Consider the following 22,679-nt stretch of genomic DNA (forward strand, 5'->3'; position numbering starts at 1 on the left):
CGACAATTAATTGCTTTTTTAAGAGCCTATGTTAGCAACCCTAGTATTTTAATTTTAGACGAGGCTACATCTTCAGTAGATACCTATTCAGAACAATTGATACAATTGGCAACTGATAAAATAACTCAGGGAAGAACCTCTATAGTTATTGCCCACAGATTGGCAACTATTAAAAAAGCCGACAAAATTATTGTAATGGATGCGGGTAATATCGTGGAAACCGGTACGCACAAACAGCTACTAAAAAAGGGAGGATACTACAGTAATCTTTATGAAGCTCAGTTCTTAGCTGAGGAAGTTGCTTAATTATGGTGCTATTTTTTAAAAGTATCTGTGAAAAGGGCTATGTAAACAACCCCAATTACTATCATCATCAAAAAACATATTGCAGCAAATAAAACAAGAAAGAGTAAAAGTTTTAATATGGTCTGCTTTATGGTCAAATTATAAAGTTTGTAAAATACCCGGGTGAAGTATCCAATTTGGAATACTAAATTGAACATGGAAACGTAGTAGAGTAATTTAGAATTCCACAAAATCAACATATAAATAATATTGATAATTATGGACAAATGTGAGTAAGCATAGATATTTATTATAAAATGTTCACTAAGGTTGAATTGTTTTTTATTGATAAATACGAGTCTTGAAATCAAAGCCAAAAATGGTAGCATGGCCATGTAAAAAAGACTTTGATATTTGAATAAATACGTATTCCATTTCTTTTGAAAATCTTGTCCAAATTTTTCCGCTTCAGTTAAGGATGAAGAATTTTCATATCTAAAATCAAAATCTAAGGCTTCAGGAAAAAACTCAGTGTACACATAAACAAATAATCCCCCAAAAGTAAGGGCTATCGTAAAATAGCTTATTGGGTTTAGGTATTTCTTTCTTACACCATTAATATAGCCTCCAATAACTTTATCAGGTTTTGTAAAAAGATGCTTGAAGGTTTTTAAAAAAGTATTGTCAACATTGAAAAAACGTTCGGTGGCATCATTAATAAGATTCTTCACCGTAAGTCTATTTCGAATTACCTTAGCACCACAATCAGGACAATAACTAAAATCTGTTCTTAAGTTGCTTTGGCAGTTCTTACAATTCATTACACCAAATCTTGTTTGATCATATTGCCTAATTGCGTTATGGAGTCATACAGCACAAATTCTCCATTTTTAATGTAAGAAATCAGTCCTGTTTCTTCACTGACAACAATACTTATTGCATCGGTCTTTTCGCTAATACCTACGGCCGCTCTATGTCGTAAGCCAAAACGTAACGGAATATTACGTTCGTTAGATACCGGTAAAATTACCCTTGTAGCAACTATATAATTACCAACAATAACGGCCGCTCCATCATGAAGTGTACTGTTCTTGTAAAAGATACTTTCTAAAATAGGTTGGTTAATTTCAATATTCATACGGTCTCCCGTACTTTTTATAAAATCAAGTGAGTTGTTTCGTTCAATAACCAAAATAGCTCCGGTTTTACTACTTGCCATTTTTTCACAGGCTTTAAGTATGGCATCAACATCGGTGTCAGTAGATAAACCTTCTTGCTTTAAAAATTTAAAATGCTTTACAAAGTTTCTTTTGTTCGCAAAATTGGTAGAGCCGATCATTAAGAGAAATTTTCTGATCTCTTGTTGAAAAACAATGATCAATGCAATAAGACCTACTTGCATAAAAGCCCCTACCATACTGCTGATCATTTGCATGTCCAATAATTCGGTCAATTTCCAAAAAGCCCAAACTATAACAATCCCAATAAAAATATTGATGGCAACAGACCCTCTAACAAGCTTGTAGATGTAGTAAAGAAGTACGGCAACAAAAATGATGTCCAGAACATCCGTAATCTTAAAGTCAATAAAATTTAAAAAATCCAATCGGTACCGTTTTAGTAAAATTAAGAAATTAGATAACAAGAAATCAATTTAACCCTGAGCATTTAATTGTTCAAAGAGTTTTATACATTCCATAGCTTCTTTAACATCGTGTACGCGTAATATTTTTGCTCCCTTTTGCAAGCATACCATATGTAACGCTGTTGTTCCGTTTAATGCATGCTCAGCAGTAGTATTCAAAGTTTTGTAAATCATTGATTTTCTACTGATACCTGCTAGTAGTGGATGTTCGATCATATTTAAAACTTCCATGTGATTTAAAAGCTCATAGTTCTGTTTTAAATTTTTTGCAAAACCGAAACCTGGATCAATGATCATATCCGTAATACCCAAAGCTTTAGCTGCTGCCAATCTTTCTGAAAAAAAGAAAAGTATTTCTTTTAAAATATCTTCGTAACCGGTTTTTTGCTGCATATTTTGTGGAGTTCCGCGCATATGCATCATAATGTAGGGTACCTTCAATTCTGCAATTGTGCTTAGCATGTTTTTATCCTGTACTCCCGCAGAAATATCGTTTATTATTGCAGCTCCTCTTTCTATACATGCTTTGGCAACATTACTTCTAAAGGTATCAATAGAAAGTATGGTGTCCGGAAAATGCTGTAGGATTAGGGTGACAATTGGAGTAATTCGCTGTAATTCGGTTGCTTCATCGACTTCCAAAGCACCAGGTCTAGAACTGTAGGCACCAATATCGATAAAGGTGGCACCTTGGAAAAGCATTTTTTCAACTTGTTGCAGTATACTGGATTCGTCCTTATATTTTCCTCCGTCAAAAAAAGAATCTGGAGTAACGTTTAGAATGCCCATTACATTGGGCTGGTCTAGTGATATGAGTTTACCGTTGCAATTTATGGTCATCATCAATTATTATCAGGAAATTGTGGCATTTTCCAAGTTTAAACCATCTATCTTGATGGTTACAATTTTTTAAGCGAAATTTACACAAATTAGATAGAATTACATGCTAGATACGGCAAAGGAATACGATGAGGTAATTCAGGTTTGTTTAAATCTGTACCAGAAAAAAATGTCAGATTACGGTAGTGCATGGCGCATATTACGATTGCCATCGTTAACGGATCAAATTTTTATAAAAGCACAACGCATACGTAGTCTTCAAGAAAATGAAGTTAGAAAGGTTGACGAAGGTGAGCGATCTGAGTTTATTGGTATCATAAATTATTCTGTAATGGCCTTGATTCAGCTAGAATTAGGGGTTGCCGATCAACCGGATCTAACTACTGAAAAAGCGGTTGAATTGTATAACAAGCATATAAAGGTCACCAAAGAATTGATGTTGAACAAGAATCACGACTATGGTGAAGCTTGGCGAGATATGAGAGTAAGTTCACTTACTGATTTAATTTTACAGAAACTTCTTCGTGTAAAACAAATTGAGGACAACAAAGGCAAAACCTTGGTAAGTGAAGGTATAGATGCTAATTATCAAGATATGATCAATTATGCAGTTTTTGCATTGATACATTTAGGTTCAGAATTAGAAAAATAAGAATTGAATGAAGTATTTAGTAGGGGTCGTTAGAATTTTTGTTGGTGTACTTTTTATTATAAGTGGCTTTATAAAACTGAACGACCCTGTTGGGTTTTCTTTTAAGCTAGAAGAATACTTTAGTCAAGGCGTTTTGGATTTGCCTTTTTTAACTCCGTTCGCATTAGCTATTTCTATACTTGTAGTGATTGCAGAAGTAATGGTGGGAGTTATGCTAATACTTGGATATAAACGTAAAATTACCATATGGACATTGATTGCGATGATCGTATTCTTTACGTTCCTAACTTTTTACTCTGCTTATTTCAATAAGGTTACAGATTGTGGCTGCTTTGGCGATGCTATAAAGTTGACGCCTTGGGAGTCTTTTACAAAAGATGTAGTGCTATTGGTTCTAATATTGATTATTTATGTTGGTAGAAAGTTTATTACACCCTTAGTAAATTCAAAAGTATTGATGACAGCCTTAGCGGTATCATTTTTTGCCTGTATAGGTTATGTATATTATGTGCTGAACCATTTGCCAGTAATAGATTTTAGGCCTTATGAAATTGGTAAGAACATTGAAGAGGGTATGAGCGTACCGGAGAATGCTCCAAAAGCTATTTTTGAATATAAATGGAAGTTCAATGTAAACGGTAATGAAGAAATTCATGTGACCACAGGAGATTACCCTTCGGTAAACGGTGAGTTTATAGATGTGGAAACAGAAGAGATTCAGGCAGGATATGAGCCACCTGTTCATGATTTTACCATAGAACAAGAGGGTGAAGATTTTGCAGCTTCTTTATTACAAGAACCCAAACTGGTAATGGTGATTGCGTATGATTTAAGAAAATCAAATTTAGAAGAGTTCAATACTATTAAGGTAGTGGCAGATAAGGCAATAAAAGCGGGTTATAAAGTAATTGGTATGTCGGCATCGGGTCCTGATCAAACAAATGCGTTGATAAAAGAGTATAATTTAGATTTTGAATTCTACTTTACCGATGAAACTACATTGAAGACCATAGTAAGATCAAATCCTGGTGTATTGGTCTTAGAAAAAGGCACTATAAAACAGAAAGTGCATTATAACGATTTAGAAGATTTGATTTTCAATTAAAATTTGAAACGGAAACAATATAATTAGAAACAAAAACAACATGAGAGCAAAAATAGTAGCAGGTAACTGGAAAATGAATAAGAATTTAGCCGAGACCGAAACACTTTTAGCGGAGTTGTCTGCAAAATTGCCGGATACCAGTGCAGAAGTTATGGTAGCACCAACATTTGTGAATTTAACTTCCGCAGTTCATGCATTAGAAAGTTCTAAGATAGAGGTTATAGCACAGAATATGCATTATGCCGAGAGTGGGGCGTTTACAGGTGAAATCTCTGCAGATATGTTATTGAACATTGGTATTGATACTGCTATTATAGGACACTCAGAAAGAAGAGCTTATTTTGGGGAAGACGATGAAATTCTTTCAAAGAAAGTTGCAACTGCTTTAGGTAAAGGTATACGTGTTATGTTTTGCTTTGGTGAAGAATTAGAAGATCGTAAATCTGGTAATCATTTTAAATTGGTAGAGAGTCAGTTAAAGAACGTTCTTTTTAACTTGGAGCCATCTGCTTGGTCCAAAATTGTTTTGGCATATGAGCCGGTATGGGCAATTGGTACAGGTGAAACGGCTTCTCCTGAGCAAGCTCAAGAAATGCATGCCTTTATTCGTAAAACCATTTCAGAAGCATTTAATGCTACTATTGCCAATAACGTAACCATTCTTTATGGTGGTAGTGTTAAGCCGGGAAATGCCGAAGAAATCTTTTCTAAACCAGACGTAGATGGTGGTTTGATCGGTGGCGCTTCTTTAGTTGCGGACGATTTTATTGCTATCATTAAAGCTATATAAGCTAGTATTTATAAATGAGCGATAACACATATATTGAATACCGTTTTACGGTAGAACCTAAAGATCCGGCTTCAGACCTTCTTATTGCAGAATTGGGTGAAGTCGGTTTTGAAAGTTTTATAGAAGAGGAAGATGATGTTTTGGCATATATTCAAAAAACTGAATGGTCTGTAGGTATATTAAAAGATCTTCCTATTTTACAAAATTCCAGATATAAATTTACATATGACTACAGGGAAATAGAGCAAGAGAACTGGAACGCTACTTGGGAGCAAAATTTTCAACCTATTATAGTTGATGATATATGTATGATAAGAGCCCCTTTTCATGAAGCTATTAACGTTGAATATGACATTGTAATTGAACCAAAAATGAGTTTTGGTACAGGTCATCATGAAACAACCCATATGATGTTGCAACATATCCTACAGTTAGATGTGAAGAATAAAACTGTTTTAGATATGGGCAGTGGTACGGGTGTTTTAGCAATTTTAGCAGCCATGCGGGGCGCAACTGACATTGATGCCATTGACATTGATAATTGGTGTTATTTGAATGCTAAAGAGAATGTTGCACGTAATAAAATGGATTTCATTTCTGTGTACGAAGGCGATGTTGCATTGCTTGAAGGTAGGAAGTATGATTTGATCATTGCAAACATTAACAGGAACATTCTATTAGCGGATTTGCCTAGTTATGCGAAATCCTTAAATTCAGGGGGTGTTTTATTGTTAAGTGGTTTTTATACAGAAGATTTAAAAATGATTTCACAAAAATGCACAGATTTAGCGTTAAAATTTGAAAAAAACCTTGAACGCAATAATTGGGTTGCGGCAAAATATGTAAATTAGAAGGTATTAATTGGAATATGATGAGTACAAGAGAAGAAATTTCCGAAGAATTACTTTTAGAAGAAGAAACGGTTCAGCAGAATGAAATCGTTCTTTTTAATGATGAAGTCAATACATTTGACCATGTTATAAATACACTTATGTCTGTATGTGAACATTCTCCGGAACAAGCAGAACAGTGTTCCTTGATCGTACATTATAATGGAAAGTGTACGGTAAAAACAGGGGAGTATGAAGAGTTAAAACCAAAATGTTCTAAATTATTACAGGCTGGGCTAAGTGCAGAAATCGTTTAATGAAAACACGTAAAACTTGGAATGTTGTTTATTTTAAGTTTTCAATAATAAAAAATCCCTTGATCAAATCAAGGGATTTTTTATTTTTAAATCTCTATAGAGAATTTAAATAAGTCTGTAAATCTATAAAACTTATACTAAGGGTACTCCGTTCAATCTTTTTTCAATCTTCTTCTTTTTGACTGTAACTTCTTTCATTACATCCATCAAGTTAGAATCTTTAGTTTCCTTGTATATTTCGTTAATGCTTAAAATAAGTGCTTTTGCCTCTCTTGACGCCTCTACTCGGTCACTAGTAGACATATTACTCATTTTTCGACCTATAAATTCCTGAGCTTTTTCAAGTAACTCCATTTGCTTCTTTTTTTTCAAAGTTAACATAATATTCAAATTACGCAATTCTTTGTCAATTGTATATAGTTATAGGACTATTAGATAATAGTATTTATGAACAATTTAACGAAATAAGTATGTTTTAACCTCTTTTTTGTGTTGTTAATAGAATTTTGGGGATATTTTTCTAGCTCATTTCAATTTGTTGACATTAATGGGCTTAATAATCGTAGCTATTTCATTAGCTCAAGGTGTATCGTTGTGAATCGTACAATTTCTACTAATAAAATTAGGTATTATCACATTTTCTAATTGATTTACTTGCTAAATATATAAAATTGGATATATTTGTGTAATCGATTGCATTAAAATTTTAATCTGTTTTATGAGATAGTAAAATTGTCGTGACTTCTTAAACTATAAATAGGACGAAAGTTTTAACGCTATATTTTACAATGTGTATTATGTATTCAGGTTTTTTAGATTGGAATGTTCATAACATCATTTTTGATGGTAAACCATTTAAATGACAATCAATAAATGAAGAACAATGAGTAATTCTATAGCAAATAATTATACGTTTATTACCCATGATTTTCTTTTGGAAAATCAATACTCGCAAAGGTTATTTCATGACTACGCATCACAAATGCCTATCATAGATTACCATTGTCATTTGCCGCCAGCTGAAATTGCGAGCAATAGACAGTTTAAGAACCTTACAGAAATATGGAATGATGGCGATCATTATAAATGGCGGGCCATGAGAACTTTTGGTATAGACGAAAAGTTTATTACAGGTAATGCTACAGATAGGGAGAAATTTTTACAATGGGGCAAGACTGTACCATATACCCTAAGGAACCCGCTATATCATTGGACACATTTAGAACTTAAACGCTATTTTAATATTGACCTGCTGTTGAATGAAGACACTGCAAATGATATTTATGATGATGCAACAGCAAAACTTCAAACACCTGAGTATAGTTGTCAAAGTCTCATTAATAAAATGAATGTTGAGGTTATCTGTACTACGGAAGATCCTATTTATAGTTTAGATAATCATGTAAAACTTAAGAACAGTCATTTTAATGTAAAAGTGAGCACTGCATTTAGGCCCGATAAGGCTATTGTAATTTCCAGCGAATCTTATCTTGATTATATAGAAAAGTTATCTGCAGTAAGTAAGGTTACTATTAATTCATATAAATCTTTGTGTGATGCGCTCTTGTTACGTTTAGATTATTTTGAGGAAAATGGATGTTCATTGTCAGACCATGGCTTAAGTTACGTTCCGTTTAGATTGTTTACGGATGCTGAAATTGAAAACATTTTTCAAAAGAGAAGGAATAAAAAGCAATTGACTTTAGAGGAAGATGAGAAATTTCAAACTTCAATCTTATTATTTCTGTGTGAGCAATACCATTCTCGCGGGTGGATTCAACAATTTCATTTAGGAGCTTTACGAAACAACAATGCTAGAATGACCAAAATTCTAGGTCCTGATTCTGGTTGGGATTCCATAGGTGATTATTCGCAAGCCAGAACTCTTTCCAGCTTTTTAAATGCTTTAGATAGAAAAGATAAACTAGCCAAAACTATTTTATACAATCTAAATCCATCGGACAATGAAGTTTTGGCCACTATGATAGGTAATTATAACGATGGTAAAGTAAAAGGTAAAATGCAGTTTGGTTCCGGTTGGTGGTTTATGGATCAAAAAGATGGTATGACAAGGCAGTTGAATGCATTGTCAAATATGAGTCTAATTAGTTGTTTTATAGGAATGTTGACTGATTCTAGGTCATTTCTCTCGTTCCCTCGGCATGAATATTTTAGAAGAATTGTCTGTAACCTTTTCGGACAAGAGATGCAGAGAGGAGAACTGCCAAAAGATTTTGATTTGGTGGGTAAGATAATTCAAGATATAAGTTACAATAATGCCAAAGAGTATTTCAAGTTTTAATTAAAAATGTAGGTCTTTTCTAATCCTGTTAATCTATTTATATGAAAAGTGTTCAAATACTATCGCTCTTTATTTTGGTCATAACGTTCATAGGTTGTGAAATTCAGACCGATGTAAAAACATTGCGTTTGGGGCATGGTCTAGATGTTAGCCACTCCGTACACAAGGCAATGGTTAAAATGGGTGAAGATTTATTGGAGCGATCGGGAGGTAGACTAAAGCTTGAAATTTACCCTAGCCAACAATTAGGCACGGAAAGAGAATGTCTGGAACTACTGCAAATAGGTAGTTTGGATATGACTAAAGTATCTGTGGGGGTGTTAGAAAATTTTGCCCCCAAAATGAAGGTCCTTGGTTTACCATTTCTATTTAGAGACCGTCAACATTCCTTTAACGTACTTGATGGCCCTATAGGGGAAATGTTGTTGAGCGAAGGTGAAAAATATTGGTTAAAAGGTTTAGGGTATTATGATGCAGGAAGCCGTAGCTTTTATACCATGAACAAACCAATAGAAAAACCAGAAGATTTAGTAGGAGAAAAAATACGTGTTATGGAAAGTGCTACCGCTGTAAATATGGTCAAGGCATTAGGTGGTTCGCCAACTCCAATTTCATGGGGTGAGCTTTACACGTCGCTTCAGCAAGGTGTGGTTGATGGTGCCGAGAATAATCCACCAAGTTTTTACCTCTCTCGCCATTATGAAGTATGCAAATATTATTCTCTAGATGAACATACCGTGCTACCGGATGTTTTGTTGATAGGTACTTATGTTTATGATAAATTAAATGAACAAGAGCAGAAATGGTTGAACGAGTCTGTAAAAGAATCGGTAAAATATCAGCGTATCCTTTGGGCAGAAGCTGAGGAAGAGGCTTTGCGTGAAGTTCAGAAAGCAGGGGTAGAGGTAATAAGACCAGATAAATCTCTTTTTGCAGAAAGGGTTTCAGGAATTTTTGATAGTTATAAAGATAATCAAGAAATATATCCGCTTATAAAACAAATTCAAGCAACTAAATAGTTTACTATGCGTAATAAAATAGATTCCGTTTTAGGCAAGACGTTGGTACTTATCATGTCCATCATGGTCATCAATGTGCTCTGGCAAGTTTTTACAAGATATGTCACCGGTAACCCTAGTTCATTTACAGATGAATTAGCGCGCTTTTTAATGATTTGGATAGGTGTATTGGGCGCAGCATATGTTTCTGGTAAAAATTTGCACGTAGCCATAGATATTTTACCTCTTAGACAAAGTAAACAGACACAAAAAAAGTTAAAAACAATTGTCACCTTTTTGATCATACTATTTGTTTTTTTCGCTTTTGTGATTGGTGGTTCAAGGTTGGTTTATATTTCCTATGTATTAGGGCAACAATCACCAGCATTACAATTGCCTTTGGCAATTGTATACCTAATTATTCCCATAAGTGGCCTGTTGATTATGTATTACAAAATTTCTGACTTAAAACAAATGAACTCATGATGGAGCATTTACCAATTATCGTTTTAGTATTAAGTTTCATATGCTTTCTGTCAATAGGGACGCCTGTAGCTTGGAGTATAGCAATTTCATCTTTATTGACCATGTTAGTGAGTATACCTGCCATGCCGGCATTTACTACTGTATCTCAACGTATGGCAACTGGTCTGGACAGTTTTGCCTTGTTGGCAATTCCATTCTTCGTATTGTCTGGTGAGCTTATGAATAAGGGTGGTATAGCTCATAGGCTCATTGCATTTGCCAAAACTTTGGTAGGTTCTTTTCCTGGTGGTTTGGCATTAATAAATGTTATTGCCGCAATGTTAATGGGGGCCATTGCCGGGTCTGCAATGGCATCGGCATCCGCAATGGGCAGCATTTTGGGACCGGAGATGGAAAAGGAAGGGTACTCCAAGGAATTTGGTGCAGCGGTAAATATCACTTCTGCAACTACAGGTTTAATTATACCACCTAGTAACGTTTTAATCGTTTATTCATTGGCAAGTGGCGGTGCGTCTATTGCCGCGCTATTTTTAGCAGGATACGTTCCTGGTATTATGACCGGTCTATTTTTAATGATCGTAGCCGCTTTTTGGGCAAAAAAGAAGAAGTACAAAGTAGGTAAACGCAGTAGTTTAAAAGAAGTTGGGAAAACATTTATAGACGCTTTACCCAGTCTATTTATGCTGGTAGTGGTAATTGGCGGTATAGTTACCGGTATTTTTACGGCAACAGAAGCTTCGGCCATTGCAGTTTTGTATAGCTTGTTGTTAGGTTTTATTTACAAAGAAATATCCCTACCTAAATTACCTCAAATTTTACTGGATTCTTCAGCTACCACGGCAATTGTTATGTTGTTGATCGGATCATCAATGTGCATGTCATGGGCATTGTCCTATGAAAATATTCCGCAAGATATTAGTACAGGACTTTTAAGTTTAAGTGATAATAAAATTGTTATTCTTTTAATTATCAACTTACTATTATTGTTCGTGGGTATTTTTATGGACATGACCCCGGCTGTTTTGATCTTTACGCCAATTTTTTTACCCGTTGTAACTAAATTGGGACTGGACCCGGTGCATTTTGGAATTATCATGGTGCTCAATCTTTGTATTGGGTTATGTACACCGCCCGTAGGTTCTGTTTTGTTTGTTGGGGTAGGTGTGGCCAAAACTACTATTGAAAAGGTGTTTAAACCATTATTGCCGCTGTTTATAGCAATGATCATTGCCCTTTTCTTGGTCACTTATATTCCACAATTAAGCTTATGGTTGCCAAGCTTGTTCAATTTGTAGAATTATGTATGTCGCATAAATTGCGCGATTGAAACTGAAGATAAAAAATGAATTTATAGCGTAAAACCTATTTTACCTTGCTTGATGATTTCCTAACGATCAATCTTGCCGGAAGCACAACATTGGTGTTAGTTTTTGTTACAGTTTTGTTTTCAATTTGTTCCAAGAAAACTTTAGCTGCCATCTTTCCCATTTCTACGGGTGATTGGTCTACAGAACTGATAGATGGCTCCAAAAACTGAGTAAACGGCTCATTACTAAAGCCCACTACGCCAACATCTTTAGGTATTCTAAAAGACTTACTCTGTAAAAATTTAACGGCACCTAATAGACCGTTATCGGTAGAAGAGAAAATGGCATCTGGTGGTACGGGCAGTTCCATTAGTTTTTTTGCAGCTTCCTTACCTGCCTCCATATTGTTTTTTATGGTAATTATGTAATCACTGTTATATGTAATACCATGTTTTATAAGAGCGTCTTTGTAACCTTTAAATCGGTTGCTATAGAGTTCAATATTTTGATTTACGTTAAAATGGGCTATTCTTCTGTATCCTTGATCAATTAAATGTTCGGTGGCATCAAAGCCACCTTGGTAATCATCTATTGTTACCGTGCTAATGCCATCAAACTTTAAAACACGATCAAAAAATATAAACGGTGACGATTTTTTTAAAACTTGATGTAATTGATTTTTATTCTCATTTGTAAAAGAGGTGGAAACTAGAATACCATCTACCTGCGCATTTATTAAATTTTGTATAATTTTCTTCTCTCGGTCATTCTCTTCATGGGTTTGGGAAATAATAACATGAAACCCCTTAGGATATAGTTCTTCTTCAATACCGCGAATAACGGATGCAAAAAAGTTTTTATTGATGAAGGGTACTACTACGCCAACATTATTGCTCTTGCCACTTTTAAGTGCCACGGCAAGCCTGTTTTGTTTGTAATTTAATTTTTCAGCCGTCTCAAGAACAAGATTGCGCGTTTTTTTACTTATTTTAGGATTGTTGTTCAAAGCTCTAGAAACCGTAGCTGCAGTTATTTTAAGCTCTTTTGCAATATCGTAAATGGTGGCTTTCTTGCTCATAAAAATAGTAGAACGAATTTACGATTATTGAACCAAAAATTCTATCTGCAAGTGGCTTAAATACTAATTGAAACTATATTTTAAAGCAAAAACCTTCTTCTAACTTTTTCTGATACTTGTCTTCATCGAATTTAAATAGAAATGCTCCTTTTTTTGATGAGCTCATATCCTTTTCATTCAATTTTCTCAAAAGGTCAAAAGAATTGAACTTATTTATGAAATTTCTTTTATCCAGTTCAGTATCCAAAATTGCTTCGTACATTTTTTGAAGTTGGCGCATGGTAAACTTCTCAGGCAAAAGTTCAAACCCAACGGGCTTATTGGTAATTCTATTACGCAACAGTGTAATTGCATCTTTCACCATTTTATTATGATCAAAAATTAAACTGGGCATATCCTTAAGATTAAACCATTTTATAGGATTTTCTTTTAGGATATCCTTACAATGATGTGCAATATCTATAAGTGCAAAATAAGAAACTGAAATTGTTCTTTCTTTAGGGTCACGATCTACTTTTGAGTAAGAATGAACTTGCTCCATGTAAATATTGTTGAGTCCGGTTAATCTTTTTAATATTCTAGAGGCAGCATCGTTTAGGTTCTCTTTTTGTTTAAGAAAACCACCAATAAGCGACCATTCACCCATTGCCGGTTCAAAATCTCTTTTCACAACTAAAATTTTTAGTTCTTCTTGGTAAAATCCAAAAATAATGCAATCTACGGCAAGCAAGACTTTGTCTTCTTTGCAATATGTATTCAAGACCATGTTTTAATTTTTGTAGGTCTAAAAATAACAAGATTCTTATGAATTAAATTTCTTGAAAAAATAATTGATACTAGATTTTAACCCTACAGTGAGCTATTTATTAGAAGATTATCTGTATGTAGAAACTTTTTTCTTACTAATATAAGAGGTGTAATTTTATAGAACGTAAATTTATTTTTTTGTCGATATACTCAGCGGCAACCTTAATTTTTGTCTCTGTTTTCGTGTTAAAAAATAGTACGGAGATTGTCTATATTTTTCCATTTCATGACAAGTTGAAGTTAACATCATAATAAGTAAAAATTAATTTTTTAACACTTAATGTTTATATAATTATATTACTTAACATTAGATTGTTGAATTATTATACAGGTTTAAAAAAGATTACAAAATCAATAGTTTATTATGTTTTGTTCCTACTGTTTTTATAAACTATTGCAATTAATGATGAGAATATGAAAAATATAGTAAATGAAGATTTACAAAAAATACTAACTATTAATAGGAGCCATTATGGGCGAACCTCTTTCAATGAGGATGTGGAGTTATTACAGCTTAAGAAAAATGACGGTATAGAGGTAAATATTATTACGTACGGTGGCAGAATTACATCTATAAAAACGTTGGATAAAAAAGGGGATTTAGATAATGTTGTTCTTACTCTTGCAAATTTAGAGTTGTACGAAAATGAAAATCCATTTTTTGGAGCAATAGTAGGGCGTTATGGAAACAGAATTGCCAATGGAAAATTTAAATTAGATGGTGAGAAATATATTCTGGCACAAAATAATGGAACCAATTCTTTGCATGGTGGTGTAAAAGGTTTCGATAAAGTAATTTGGGATGTAGAGGAAGTCAAAGAATCATCAACATTTGTCTCTTTAAAATTAAGTTACGTTAGTAAGGATATGGAAGAAGGCTTTCCAGGTAATTTAAAGACAACGGTAACTTACACTTTGCATACCAATAACAGTCTTGATGTTTTGTGTGAAGCTACCACAGATAAAACAACCGTTGTAAATTTGACGCAGCATTCGTATTTTAATTTATCGGGAGATTTCACAAAAGCAATCACGGACCATGAAGTAAAGATTAATGCGGATAGGTTTGTACCGGTAAATAATTCATTGATACCAAATGGAGAATTACAATCTGTGGATAATTCGCCTTTTGATTTTAGGTCTTCAATTAGAGTTAGCAATGCATTAGATAATGACAACGAGCAAATTAAAATTGCCGATGGTTTTGATCATTGTTGGGTTTTGAACGGGGCGGCAAAAGGTTATCGTTCCGTTGCCACTGCTTACCATTCTCTAACGGGCAGACTTATGGAGATTCTAACAGATCAACCGGGAATGCAGTTTTATACCGGTAATTTTTTAGATGGTACATTGCGAATACCAACTGGTGGAGTATATAAAAAGAGAAGCGGATTCTGTTTTGAGACGCAACATTTCCCTGATTCTCCAAATCAGCCACAGTTTCCTAGTACTAGGCTTGTTCCCGGAGAAAAATATGCTACCAAAACAACCTTCAAATTTTCTGTTGCTTAGTCGGTTTTTAGCTTGGTCAATATTTAGCCATTCTCAGAATTTTTGTGTTAAATTTTAATTTCTAATATGCATGCGCTGTACTATTAATTTTGGTTATTGAGGTAATTAGATTCATAAATTCAAAATACATTTAGTTCCATAAAATGATATATTATGCAAAAACCAAATAAAAGATTAGAAGAACAGACCTGTATTGTTACAGGTTCTAGTGATGGTATTGGCGAAGCGGTAGCTAAAGCTATGGGTATGGAAGGTGCCAATGTTGTTATTAATTATCACAGTAGTAAAGAAGAGGCGGAAGAAGTTGCACATTGGATCAGTGAGAATTCTGAATGTGGAGATGCCATTGTAATCAAATGCGATGTTAGTAAAGAAGATGAGGTGCAGAATATGTTCCAAAAAACGGTATCAAAATTTGGTACTGTTGATGTATGTGTTGCAAATGCCGGTTTACAGTTAGACCACCCTATACATGAAATGCCATTATCTGATTGGCAAAGAGTGATAGACGTGAATCTTACAGGTCAATTTCTATGTGCCAAAGAGGCTATAATAGAATTTAAGAGAAGGGGTATGCGACCTAAAGTGTCAAATTCTTTAGGTAAAATTATACATATGAGTTCTGTGCATGAAGTTATACCATGGGCAGGTCATGCTAATTATGCAGCAAGTAAAGGTGGCCTGGTCATGCTTATGCAAACTATTTGTCAGGAATATGGACCGGATAAAATACGTTGTAATTCCATTGCACCCGGTGCAATTAAAACGGATATCAATAAAGATGTATGGAGTACAAAGGAAGGGAGGGAAGGTATGCTAAATTTAATACCGTACAAACAAATTGGTGTGCCGGATGATATTGGTAGTGTAGCAAGTTGGTTGGCATCAGATGAGTCTGAATATATAAATGGAACAACAATTTTTGTAGACGGTGGTATGACCTGTTATCCGGGTTTTACCGCCAATGGATAAAATAAGACAAAAAAAAGCCACCCAATGGGTGGCTTTTTTTATTGTTGGTACAATGTTTATTTCATTATAGGAGTATAATCAAACTTTTGTCCGCCTACAGATGCATCGGCCATCAGACCGGCTTTTGGTAATGCAAATACTGCAACACCATCTCTATATTTTGCATTAACAGATACACCGGATTTTAATGCTACCGCTGATGCTTCAGCAGAAAATTCAAAATCACCTTCTTTAAATTCGGCTAAATCTTCCTCGGTTTCAAAGAATATTACCTCGGTAATAGCTTGTCCACCTGCTTGTAGACCTACACTTAGTTTTTTCAGATCGGCCATACCTACCATTTCACCATTTTCATATACAACACCATTACCCGATGCACCACCAATGATAAAACCGCCTTTTCCTACATTAGGGAAAATTACATATCCCGCAGAATTATTGAAAAATTGATCTAGACCAACTTCCATAGTCATTAGTTTTTCTTTGGCATTATCGGCATCCTTAATAATTTTCTTGTCTTTCGTACTTTGGGCATTTACCCCTATCGCTAAAAATAATATGGTTGCGAATGTTATCGATTTTAAAATTTTCATTTGTTCTATTTTTAAAGATTTATAATTTTTTCTTTAATTCAAATTTACGATCCCGGCTCTACGTTCTTTACCTTAATCCCTCTTAGTTTTAGCTCAAATGAATGTTAAGTATTTGTAAATCAGTTAATTGAAAGTTAAAATTTACTTTAGGATGCTTACATTGAAGGTGTAACTGCCTTAAATGAAACAAATTACGGTTTCAATGTAATTCTTAAAAATTTGTTAATTAATTCTATAAGTTTTATATTCATAAAAGATTTAAAGAGACGTGAGATGGCGAATAATGAAAATATAATAGATTCAAAAACTATTGCGAACATGCTAATAGTCTTGGCATTGATGCTTACTGCAATTTATTACCTCAATAATTACGAAGAAATTGAAAGTGAAGTAAGTTCTGCAATTGTTAGTTCTTTGGTAGATGTGAACAATAGCTTGGCAGAGCATGAAGCACCCCGTAAATAATTAAATTTCTCAACCAATACTAAAATTTGCCCATTCAATGTAATGGGCAGGTCTGTTTCTAACCAGATTTTTAACTTCTCTTACCAACTAGAATGTTTGCTATTAAGGCGCCAATGATCATTATAATTCCCAAAAGACTCCAAAGCGAGTAGATATCACCAAACCAAAAAATACCAACGGTTATCGTAAATATTACTTCTATATATTTTAACGGTGCTACCAAATTTGTTTTCGCAATTTGAAAAGCTTTGGTCATGAACACTTGACCAAAAAAGCCAAAAATGCCCAAGCTTGATAATAATAACCAATCAATACCTATAGGGTTGACCCAATTACGGATACTCAATATACCTCCAATAACGGTACCGGTAAACATGAAGTAATTAACGATAACCAATGGGTGGTCGCCGTTGCCTATTTTACGTATCAAGACATAGACCAGCCCGCTAAAAATAGATGCTGCCAATACAAGTAATAAGCCGGTAGTATCTATATTTTTATCAAATCCTTTTAAAACCAAAACACCTGCAAACGCAAACAAAAATAAAAACCATTGTATGGGTTTTAGCCTTTCCTTAAGTAAAAATACCGCGAATATAGCGGCATAGATAGGGGCAAGGTATCTTAATGATACCGCCGTGCCAACGGGTAAATATTTTAATGACATAAAAAATAAGCTCATAGCCGTTAATCCTGCTAGGGCTCTATAAATCATATATTTACGATTGTTTCCTAGAATAGGTATCCCTTTTATTAATATGTAAGAGGTACCTAAAATTAAGGAGCCTATAGTTCTAAAAAAGACAATTTCAAATGTGGGGAAATGATCTAAGTATTTTACGAACGAGTTCATTAAGCTGAATGAAAACGTACTAATAATCATAAATAGAATTGCTTTCTTCACGGTCTAGAATTGAATGTGCAAAGTTACTGGGGACAATATGAATAAAGTACCTATGCTATTTAAAATATCTATTTAGTTATAACTTTTATGATAATCTGAAAATTGAGGTAAGAATTATAACTGTTCTATTTTCTTTTGTCGTATCCTTTCAATCTTAGGCAGAATGTTTGGATATTTAGCCTAAGCATTTTTAGTTATTTTATTGAGCAAAATTATTATTGATATAGATTGCCGTTTGATTTTTTTAGATCTCTTAACTTGGCATTATAAGATAGATGTGTGTATTTCATTTGTTTCTTAAAATGATACGCTGATAATTATTTAATTAATATAAAATGAACGAATTATTATCCTTAAAAGATAAAAATTATGCACTTTCAGGCGGGACAGGAACCTTAGGTGGATCCATTGCCCAATATTTAGTTGAAAATGGTGCCAAAGTTTTATTGTTAGGAAGATCAGAAGATAAATTAAAGGATAAGCAGAACGAGCTGAATGCGCTTGTACCTAATAGTACATTCGTTTTTAAGGTTGATGTCATGGACGAGTCTGAACTTGTTAAATTGAAGAATAATATAAAAGAAGAATTTAAACACCTTGACGGACTAGTAAACCTAGCTGGCGGAAATATTCCGGGAGCAACCTTAAAGCCAGACCAAACAATTAGGGATATTGCTATGGGTGATACTAGAAAGGTTGTCGATATCAATTTATTCGGTACGGTTATACCAACTGTAATTTTAAGTGAATTAATGGTAGAGCAGGGCTATGGCTCAATTGTAAATATTTCTTCAATGGCCGCAAAGCAAACTATTTCTAGAGTTCTTGGGTATTCAATGGCCAAGAGTGCCGTAGATATTTTCACCAAATGGATGGCCAATGAACTGGCTTCTAAACATGGAGATAAAATTAGGGTAAATGCCGTTGCGCCCGGGTTTTTTATAGGTAATCAAAATAGACGTTTGTTGACCAATGAGGACGGTTCTTTTACCGAAAGAGGTAACAGTATAATTAAAAATACACCAATGGGTAGATTTGGTGATGCGTCTGAGTTAAATGGTATGGTTCATTACTTGCTTAGTGATGCATCTAGTTTTGTAACCGGTAGTATTTTTGATGTGGATGGTGGCTTTACTTCCTTTTCTGGAGTCTAAATACAATTTTTAAAGTTTGGCTATTCTTGTAATCGATTACTTAAATTACCCTTATTTTCTATGCGCTTAATTTTTTATAGTTTACTTGTTTTCTTCTGTCTTTTAATCTCTTGTAATTCAGGTTATGATGAAACAGAAGTATCTCTAGATTCATATGTTGTAGAGGACGGATTCAACTTAAAGGTTTTGGCGGCAGAACCACTTCTCAAAGCTCCTGTTGCCATAGATTTTGATGCTAAAGGTAGAATTTGGGTAGCGCAAATGCCTGGGTATATGAACGATCTTCAAGGGTCTGGTGAAGAAGAACCTTCCGGCAGTATTGTTATTCTTGAAGACTTGGATGAAGACGGTGTTGCAGATCATTCTAAAATATTTATGGATAGTTTGGTAATGCCTCGTGCCTTGGCGCACGTTTATGGTGGTTTACTGTATGCAGAACCTCCATATTTATGGTTTGTGGATATTGAAAATGATAAGCCGGTAAACAAAGTTATGGTCGATTCAATTTATGCGGTTGAAGGTAACCCGGAGCACCAGCCAAACGGATTGGAACTGAATATTGATAATTGGATATATAATGCAAAGTCTAATTTTAGATATCGAAGAATTGATGGTGTTTGGGAAAAAGAACCCACGACGTTTAGAGGCCAATGGGGCATTACCCATGATAATTTTGGCCGACTTTACTACAATGATAATTCTAGAATTTTATTGGGAGATTACGTGGTGCCAAATACGCTGATAGATAACCAATATTATACACCTAAAGCTAGCGTAGATAAACTATTGACCAATGATCAAAGGGTGTACCCTGTTTTTGCTGGATCTGTAAATAGAGGGTATGCAAAGGGAGTTTTGAATGCAGATAGCTTACTCGTCAATGCTACGGCAGCTTGTAGTCCATTGGTTTATAGAGGAGGGAGTTTTACTCAATCTTATTCCGAGAATGTTTTCGTATGTATTCCTGAAGGAAATTTGATAAAGCGTTTGCGTTTAAACTTTACGGGAGATGCTACCAAAGCAGAACAAGTTTGGCAGAATAAGGAATTTATAACCTCTTTAGATGAAGGGTTTAGACCGGTAAGCTTAAAAAACGGCCCCGATGGTAGTATGTATGTGGTAGATATGCATAGAGGTATGATCGGGCATCATGCATATATGAGTCCGTATCTACGGGATAAAGCAAAGGCTAAAGAGTTGGATACGATTGTTAACTTCGGAAGGATTTTAAAGGTATCCCATAATAATGCAACTAATGATTATTCAACGGATTTTGATTCCTTAAATGGTAGTGAATTGGTCTCTTTGCTAGAAAGTGATAATGGATGGATTCGTGATCGTGCCCAGCATTTTTTAATCTTTAAGGAGCTGAAAACAGTTATTGACGATGTTAAAGACCTTGCATTGAACAATAAGAATCCTTTAGGTCAACTACATGCACTTTACGTTTTGGAAGGCTGGAATGCCTTGTCCTTTGATTTTCTTGCAAGTGTTATAGAAAAAAGTAATAGTGAAGTAGCCTCTCATGCTTTGGTGATTTCAAAAGATTTTATTTTAGAAAAGTCAATTGAACAGGCAAGTCCTATTTTTAAGAGTGCTTTGGATAGGAATGAATTAGGTTTAGATGTATACCTAGCCAATGTTCTAGGTCACTGGGTTAAAATTGATAACCATCAATTTCAGCCTTTGTTAACCGAAATTTTGAAACGAAGGGAGATGAATACCACTGTAATGGATGCTGCAATTAGTGGTTTAGAAAAAGTAGATACCGTTTTATATAATGATCAGGTCATAAAGAACAACCTCAAAAACACCCCTTTCCTCAGTAAACTTGAAAATGCCATTACCAATAGAAAATCTGATAAGAAGAATGCTATTTATACTCGTGAAGTAATACGTGAAGATACGCGTACTAGTGGATCTAAAATGTTTTTTCAAATTTGCGCCTCGTGTCACGGCGCAGATGGTAAAGGTATTGATGGTTTGGCACCACCACTTATGGGATCTGAGCATGTTAAGAATACAGAGCGTTTGGCATTGATTATATTACACGGGCTGGAAGGTCCTGTTCATGTAAACGGAGAACGTTATGATATAAATTTGGCAATGCCCGGACTTATTAGAAATGAATCTATAAGCGATCAAGATATTGCCAATATTATATCATATGTAACCAATGCTTTTTCTGATCGATCCAGAAGTTTAAGCAACAAGCGAATTAGTGAGTTGCGAAACGTAAAATCATCTACGGGGATGGAGTTTACCGAACCGGAATTACAAGCTTTAGATAGAAAATAGAACTATTTTAAGCTTTTTCTAATTCCCATTTCCAAACCTCTTAATTCCGCTAAACCTCTAAGTCTACCAATGCCGGAATATCCCGGATTGGTTTTCTTTCTAAGGTCGTCTAACATTTTATGGCCGTGATCTGGGCGTAAGGGCATTCTAGTGTCTTTACGACCAGCGGCCTTTCTTTTATTTTGCTCATTGATCAACGCTTTCATTACCGAGTACATATCAACATCACCTTCTAAATGATTCGCTTCATGAAAATTACCATCGGCATCGCGCTGTGTACTACGTAAATGAATAAAGTGAATTCGATCTCCTAAACGGTCTACCATGCCCGGTAAATCATTGTCCGGTCTTACACCAAAAGACCCTGTACAAAATGTTAATCCGTTATTAGGGCTATCAACGGCTTTATAAAGATCAACAATATCTTGTTCCGTACTTACCACTCGTGGTAAACCTAAGATAGGAAAAGGCGGGTCGTCTGGATGAATACACATACGAATACCCGATGCTTCGGCTACCGGAATAATTGCAGATAAAAATTCAAATAGATTTTTCTTCAATTCTTTTGGTCCTATGGCATCATAGGTTGCTAAAATTTCATTGAATTCCTCTAATGTGTACCCTTCTTCAGCACCAGGTAAACCGGCTATTATGTTACTGATAAGCTTGTTTTTGTCCGCTTCTGAAAGCGTTTGAAAATAGGCTTTGGCAGCATTTTTTTGTGTCTCGGTATAGGTGTTTTCCGCTCCAGGTCTTTTTAACAGATATAATTCAAAGGCAGCAAATGAATTAGCTTCAAACCGAAGCGCGGTAGAGCCATCTGCCACTTCGTAATCTAAATTGGTACGTGTCCAATCTAAAACGGGCATAAAATTGTAGCAAACTGTATCTATGCCACATTGTCCAAGATTGGTAATAGTTTGTTTGTAGTTGTCGTAATAGGTTGTATAATCACCTTTTTGGGTCTTTATTTGCTCATGAATTGGAACACTTTCTACGACCGACCACGTTAAGCCGGCAGCTTCAATAGTGTTTTTTCGCTTCATTATTTCATCTACGGACCATATAACTCCGTTGGGAATATGATGTAATGCGCTAACTATACCTGTTGCACCTGCTTGCTTTATATCTGTTAACGATACTGGATCATTTGGTCCGTACCAACGCCATGTCTGTTCCATTAGTTTAAATAAGTTTCTAAGATAATTTATTAGAATTACACATCTTTTATTTCCCAACCTGGCTCATAGGTTCTAGACCATAATTTCATGGCTTCCCTATTAAAAATACGACCTGTAGCTTCATCAACTTCAAATGAATCATCTATTCTAGAAGCTAT

The 22,679-nt window shown here is 34.7% G+C and carries 23 protein-coding genes and 1 pseudogene; 15 read left to right on the forward strand and 9 right to left on the reverse strand.

Going from position 1 to position 22,679, the window contains the following annotated elements:
- Positions 1 to 306 (forward strand): annotated as a pseudogene (locus QZ657_RS03975) (ABC transporter ATP-binding protein); the annotation flags it as partial.
- A gap of 8 nt (positions 307 to 314) precedes the next feature.
- Here QZ657_RS03975 and QZ657_RS03980 read toward each other — a convergent pair.
- The 3 genes from QZ657_RS03980 to folP are packed head-to-tail and all read right to left on the reverse strand — an operon-like array spanning position 315 to position 2,770.
- Positions 315 to 1,106, reverse strand: coding sequence for a DUF3667 domain-containing protein (locus QZ657_RS03980; protein ID WP_291961192.1), 792 nt, complete (start codon positions 1,104 to 1,106; stop codon positions 315 to 317).
- Complete coding sequence (locus QZ657_RS03985) at positions 1,106 to 1,891, reverse strand: diadenylate cyclase (RefSeq protein ID WP_036152587.1); 786 nt, start codon at positions 1,889 to 1,891, stop codon at positions 1,106 to 1,108. The genes QZ657_RS03980 and QZ657_RS03985 overlap by 1 nt, the downstream gene beginning before the upstream one ends.
- A 48-nt stretch (positions 1,892 to 1,939) precedes the next feature.
- A complete protein-coding gene (folP, locus tag QZ657_RS03990) occupies positions 1,940 to 2,770 on the reverse strand; it encodes a dihydropteroate synthase (RefSeq protein WP_291965217.1) in 831 nt (276 codons plus the stop codon).
- A 103-nt stretch (positions 2,771 to 2,873) separates the two neighbouring features.
- On the opposite strand from folP, the gene QZ657_RS03995 reads away from it, so the two are divergent.
- Genes QZ657_RS03995 through QZ657_RS04015 form a run of 5 tightly spaced genes read left to right on the forward strand, consistent with a single transcriptional unit; the run spans position 2,874 to position 6,464 of the window.
- Positions 2,874 to 3,422 (forward strand): DUF1599 domain-containing protein, encoded by a 549-nt coding sequence (locus QZ657_RS03995; protein WP_291961188.1) that lies wholly within the window; start codon positions 2,874 to 2,876, stop codon positions 3,420 to 3,422.
- A gap of 7 nt (positions 3,423 to 3,429) precedes the next feature.
- On the forward strand, positions 3,430 to 4,527 hold the full coding sequence (locus tag QZ657_RS04000) for a BT_3928 family protein (RefSeq protein WP_291961186.1): 1,098 nt from the start codon (positions 3,430 to 3,432) through the stop codon (positions 4,525 to 4,527).
- Between the two features lie 40 nt (positions 4,528 to 4,567).
- Positions 4,568 to 5,317 carry a triose-phosphate isomerase gene (gene tpiA / locus QZ657_RS04005; RefSeq protein WP_291965117.1) on the forward strand — a complete coding sequence of 250 codons (750 nt, stop codon included), beginning with the start codon at positions 4,568 to 4,570 and terminating at the stop codon, positions 5,315 to 5,317.
- 14 nt (positions 5,318 to 5,331) lie between these two features.
- A complete protein-coding gene (prmA, locus tag QZ657_RS04010; RefSeq protein WP_291965119.1) occupies positions 5,332 to 6,168 on the forward strand; it encodes a 50S ribosomal protein L11 methyltransferase in 837 nt (278 codons plus the stop codon).
- A 20-nt stretch (positions 6,169 to 6,188) separates the two neighbouring features.
- On the forward strand, positions 6,189 to 6,464 hold the full coding sequence (locus tag QZ657_RS04015) for an ATP-dependent Clp protease adaptor ClpS (RefSeq protein WP_276472128.1): 276 nt from the start codon (positions 6,189 to 6,191) through the stop codon (positions 6,462 to 6,464).
- Positions 6,465 to 6,596: 132 nt separating this feature from the next.
- On the opposite strand, the gene QZ657_RS04020 is transcribed toward QZ657_RS04015, so the two are convergent.
- On the reverse strand, positions 6,597 to 6,818 hold the full coding sequence (locus tag QZ657_RS04020) for a hypothetical protein (RefSeq protein WP_036157855.1): 222 nt from the start codon (positions 6,816 to 6,818) through the stop codon (positions 6,597 to 6,599).
- A 529-nt stretch (positions 6,819 to 7,347) separates the two neighbouring features.
- On the opposite strand from QZ657_RS04020, the gene uxaC reads away from it, so the two are divergent.
- The 4 genes from uxaC to QZ657_RS04040 are packed head-to-tail and all read left to right on the forward strand — an operon-like array spanning position 7,348 to position 11,545.
- A complete protein-coding gene (gene uxaC, locus QZ657_RS04025) occupies positions 7,348 to 8,766 on the forward strand; it encodes a glucuronate isomerase (RefSeq protein WP_291965121.1) in 1,419 nt (472 codons plus the stop codon).
- Between the two features lie 41 nt (positions 8,767 to 8,807).
- Complete coding sequence (locus tag QZ657_RS04030; RefSeq protein WP_291965122.1) at positions 8,808 to 9,785, forward strand: TRAP transporter substrate-binding protein; 978 nt, start codon at positions 8,808 to 8,810, stop codon at positions 9,783 to 9,785.
- A gap of 6 nt (positions 9,786 to 9,791) precedes the next feature.
- Positions 9,792 to 10,250, forward strand: coding sequence for a TRAP transporter small permease (locus QZ657_RS04035; RefSeq protein ID WP_291965123.1), 459 nt, complete (start codon positions 9,792 to 9,794; stop codon positions 10,248 to 10,250).
- Positions 10,250 to 11,545: a TRAP transporter large permease gene (locus QZ657_RS04040; RefSeq protein ID WP_291965219.1), complete on the forward strand. Its 1,296-nt coding sequence runs from the start codon at positions 10,250 to 10,252 to the stop codon at positions 11,543 to 11,545. Before QZ657_RS04035 ends, QZ657_RS04040 begins: the two co-directional genes overlap by 1 nt.
- Before the next feature lie 67 nt (positions 11,546 to 11,612).
- Here QZ657_RS04040 and QZ657_RS04045 read toward each other — a convergent pair whose 3' ends face one another.
- Together QZ657_RS04045 and QZ657_RS04050 are read right to left on the reverse strand one after the other, a co-directional pair.
- Positions 11,613 to 12,635 (reverse strand): LacI family DNA-binding transcriptional regulator, encoded by a 1,023-nt coding sequence (locus tag QZ657_RS04045; RefSeq protein ID WP_291965125.1) that lies wholly within the window; start codon positions 12,633 to 12,635, stop codon positions 11,613 to 11,615.
- A 73-nt stretch (positions 12,636 to 12,708) separates the two neighbouring features.
- Positions 12,709 to 13,401 (reverse strand): NUDIX hydrolase, encoded by a 693-nt coding sequence (locus QZ657_RS04050; protein ID WP_291961174.1) that lies wholly within the window; start codon positions 13,399 to 13,401, stop codon positions 12,709 to 12,711.
- 455 nt (positions 13,402 to 13,856) lie between these two features.
- Between QZ657_RS04050 and QZ657_RS04055 the strand changes: the two genes are divergently transcribed.
- Together QZ657_RS04055 and QZ657_RS04060 are read left to right on the forward strand one after the other, a co-directional pair.
- Positions 13,857 to 14,954: an aldose epimerase family protein gene (locus QZ657_RS04055; protein WP_366934152.1), complete on the forward strand. Its 1,098-nt coding sequence runs from the start codon at positions 13,857 to 13,859 to the stop codon at positions 14,952 to 14,954.
- 153 nt (positions 14,955 to 15,107) lie between these two features.
- On the forward strand, positions 15,108 to 15,926 hold the full coding sequence (locus QZ657_RS04060; protein ID WP_291961173.1) for a glucose 1-dehydrogenase: 819 nt from the start codon (positions 15,108 to 15,110) through the stop codon (positions 15,924 to 15,926).
- 56 nt (positions 15,927 to 15,982) lie between these two features.
- Here QZ657_RS04060 and QZ657_RS04065 read toward each other — a convergent pair whose 3' ends face one another.
- Positions 15,983 to 16,519: a lipid-binding SYLF domain-containing protein gene (locus tag QZ657_RS04065; RefSeq protein WP_291961171.1), complete on the reverse strand. Its 537-nt coding sequence runs from the start codon at positions 16,517 to 16,519 to the stop codon at positions 15,983 to 15,985.
- 273 nt (positions 16,520 to 16,792) lie between these two features.
- Here QZ657_RS04065 and QZ657_RS04070 point away from each other — a divergent pair, with 273 nt between their 5' ends.
- Positions 16,793 to 16,984, forward strand: coding sequence for a hypothetical protein (locus QZ657_RS04070; protein ID WP_291965127.1), 192 nt, complete (start codon positions 16,793 to 16,795; stop codon positions 16,982 to 16,984).
- A gap of 70 nt (positions 16,985 to 17,054) precedes the next feature.
- Here the strand turns inward: QZ657_RS04070 and QZ657_RS04075 are convergent, their stop codons facing one another.
- Positions 17,055 to 17,888, reverse strand: coding sequence for a DMT family transporter (locus tag QZ657_RS04075; RefSeq protein ID WP_291965129.1), 834 nt, complete (start codon positions 17,886 to 17,888; stop codon positions 17,055 to 17,057).
- A gap of 335 nt (positions 17,889 to 18,223) precedes the next feature.
- Between QZ657_RS04075 and QZ657_RS04080 the strand changes: the two genes are divergently transcribed.
- Positions 18,224 to 19,042: an SDR family oxidoreductase gene (locus QZ657_RS04080; protein WP_291961166.1), complete on the forward strand. Its 819-nt coding sequence runs from the start codon at positions 18,224 to 18,226 to the stop codon at positions 19,040 to 19,042.
- A 60-nt stretch (positions 19,043 to 19,102) separates the two neighbouring features.
- On the forward strand, positions 19,103 to 21,340 hold the full coding sequence (locus QZ657_RS04085; RefSeq protein ID WP_291965131.1) for a c-type cytochrome: 2,238 nt from the start codon (positions 19,103 to 19,105) through the stop codon (positions 21,338 to 21,340).
- Between the two features lie 2 nt (positions 21,341 to 21,342).
- On the opposite strand, the gene uxuA is transcribed toward QZ657_RS04085, so the two are convergent.
- Complete coding sequence (gene uxuA, locus QZ657_RS04090; protein ID WP_291965133.1) at positions 21,343 to 22,521, reverse strand: mannonate dehydratase; 1,179 nt, start codon at positions 22,519 to 22,521, stop codon at positions 21,343 to 21,345.
- Positions 22,522 to 22,679: the final 158 nt, after the last annotated feature.

Origin of the sequence: Maribacter sp. (assembly GCA_020629415.1) — a bacterium.
GTDB lineage: Bacteria > Bacteroidota > Bacteroidia > Flavobacteriales > Flavobacteriaceae > Maribacter > Maribacter huludaoensis.

Bases quoted from the DNA above. Each gene is read 5' to 3' on its own strand.
- QZ657_RS04065 (WP_291961171.1), bottom strand. From the start codon at position 16,519: ATGAAAATTTTAAAATCGATAACATTCGCAACCATATTATTTTTAGCG.
- folP (WP_291965217.1), bottom strand. From the start codon at position 2,770: ATGACCATAAATTGCAACGGTAAACTCATATCACTAGACCAGCCCAAT.
- QZ657_RS04085 (WP_291965131.1), top strand. From the start codon at position 19,103: ATGCGCTTAATTTTTTATAGTTTACTTGTTTTCTTCTGTCTTTTAATC.
- QZ657_RS04030 (WP_291965122.1), top strand. From the start codon at position 8,808: ATGAAAAGTGTTCAAATACTATCGCTCTTTATTTTGGTCATAACGTTC.
- QZ657_RS04060 (WP_291961173.1), top strand. From the start codon at position 15,108: ATGCAAAAACCAAATAAAAGATTAGAAGAACAGACCTGTATTGTTACA.
- QZ657_RS04070 (WP_291965127.1), top strand. From the start codon at position 16,793: ATGGCGAATAATGAAAATATAATAGATTCAAAAACTATTGCGAACATG.
- QZ657_RS04045 (WP_291965125.1), bottom strand. From the start codon at position 12,635: ATGAGCAAGAAAGCCACCATTTACGATATTGCAAAAGAGCTTAAAATA.
- prmA (WP_291965119.1), top strand. From the start codon at position 5,332: ATGAGCGATAACACATATATTGAATACCGTTTTACGGTAGAACCTAAA.
- uxaC (WP_291965121.1), top strand. From the start codon at position 7,348: ATGAGTAATTCTATAGCAAATAATTATACGTTTATTACCCATGATTTT.
- uxuA (WP_291965133.1), bottom strand. From the start codon at position 22,521: ATGGAACAGACATGGCGTTGGTACGGACCAAATGATCCAGTATCGTTA.
- QZ657_RS04000 (WP_291961186.1), top strand. From the start codon at position 3,430: ATGAAGTATTTAGTAGGGGTCGTTAGAATTTTTGTTGGTGTACTTTTT.
- QZ657_RS04015 (WP_276472128.1), top strand. From the start codon at position 6,189: ATGAGTACAAGAGAAGAAATTTCCGAAGAATTACTTTTAGAAGAAGAA.
- QZ657_RS04080 (WP_291961166.1), top strand. From the start codon at position 18,224: ATGAACGAATTATTATCCTTAAAAGATAAAAATTATGCACTTTCAGGC.
- QZ657_RS04035 (WP_291965123.1), top strand. From the start codon at position 9,792: ATGCGTAATAAAATAGATTCCGTTTTAGGCAAGACGTTGGTACTTATC.
- QZ657_RS04020 (WP_036157855.1), bottom strand. From the start codon at position 6,818: ATGGAGTTACTTGAAAAAGCTCAGGAATTTATAGGTCGAAAAATGAGT.
- QZ657_RS03995 (WP_291961188.1), top strand. From the start codon at position 2,874: ATGCTAGATACGGCAAAGGAATACGATGAGGTAATTCAGGTTTGTTTA.
- QZ657_RS03980 (WP_291961192.1), bottom strand. From the start codon at position 1,106: ATGAATTGTAAGAACTGCCAAAGCAACTTAAGAACAGATTTTAGTTAT.
- tpiA (WP_291965117.1), top strand. From the start codon at position 4,568: ATGAGAGCAAAAATAGTAGCAGGTAACTGGAAAATGAATAAGAATTTA.
- QZ657_RS04055 (WP_366934152.1), top strand. From the start codon at position 13,857: ATGAAAAATATAGTAAATGAAGATTTACAAAAAATACTAACTATTAAT.
- QZ657_RS04040 (WP_291965219.1), top strand. From the start codon at position 10,250: ATGGAGCATTTACCAATTATCGTTTTAGTATTAAGTTTCATATGCTTT.
- QZ657_RS04050 (WP_291961174.1), bottom strand. From the start codon at position 13,401: ATGGTCTTGAATACATATTGCAAAGAAGACAAAGTCTTGCTTGCCGTA.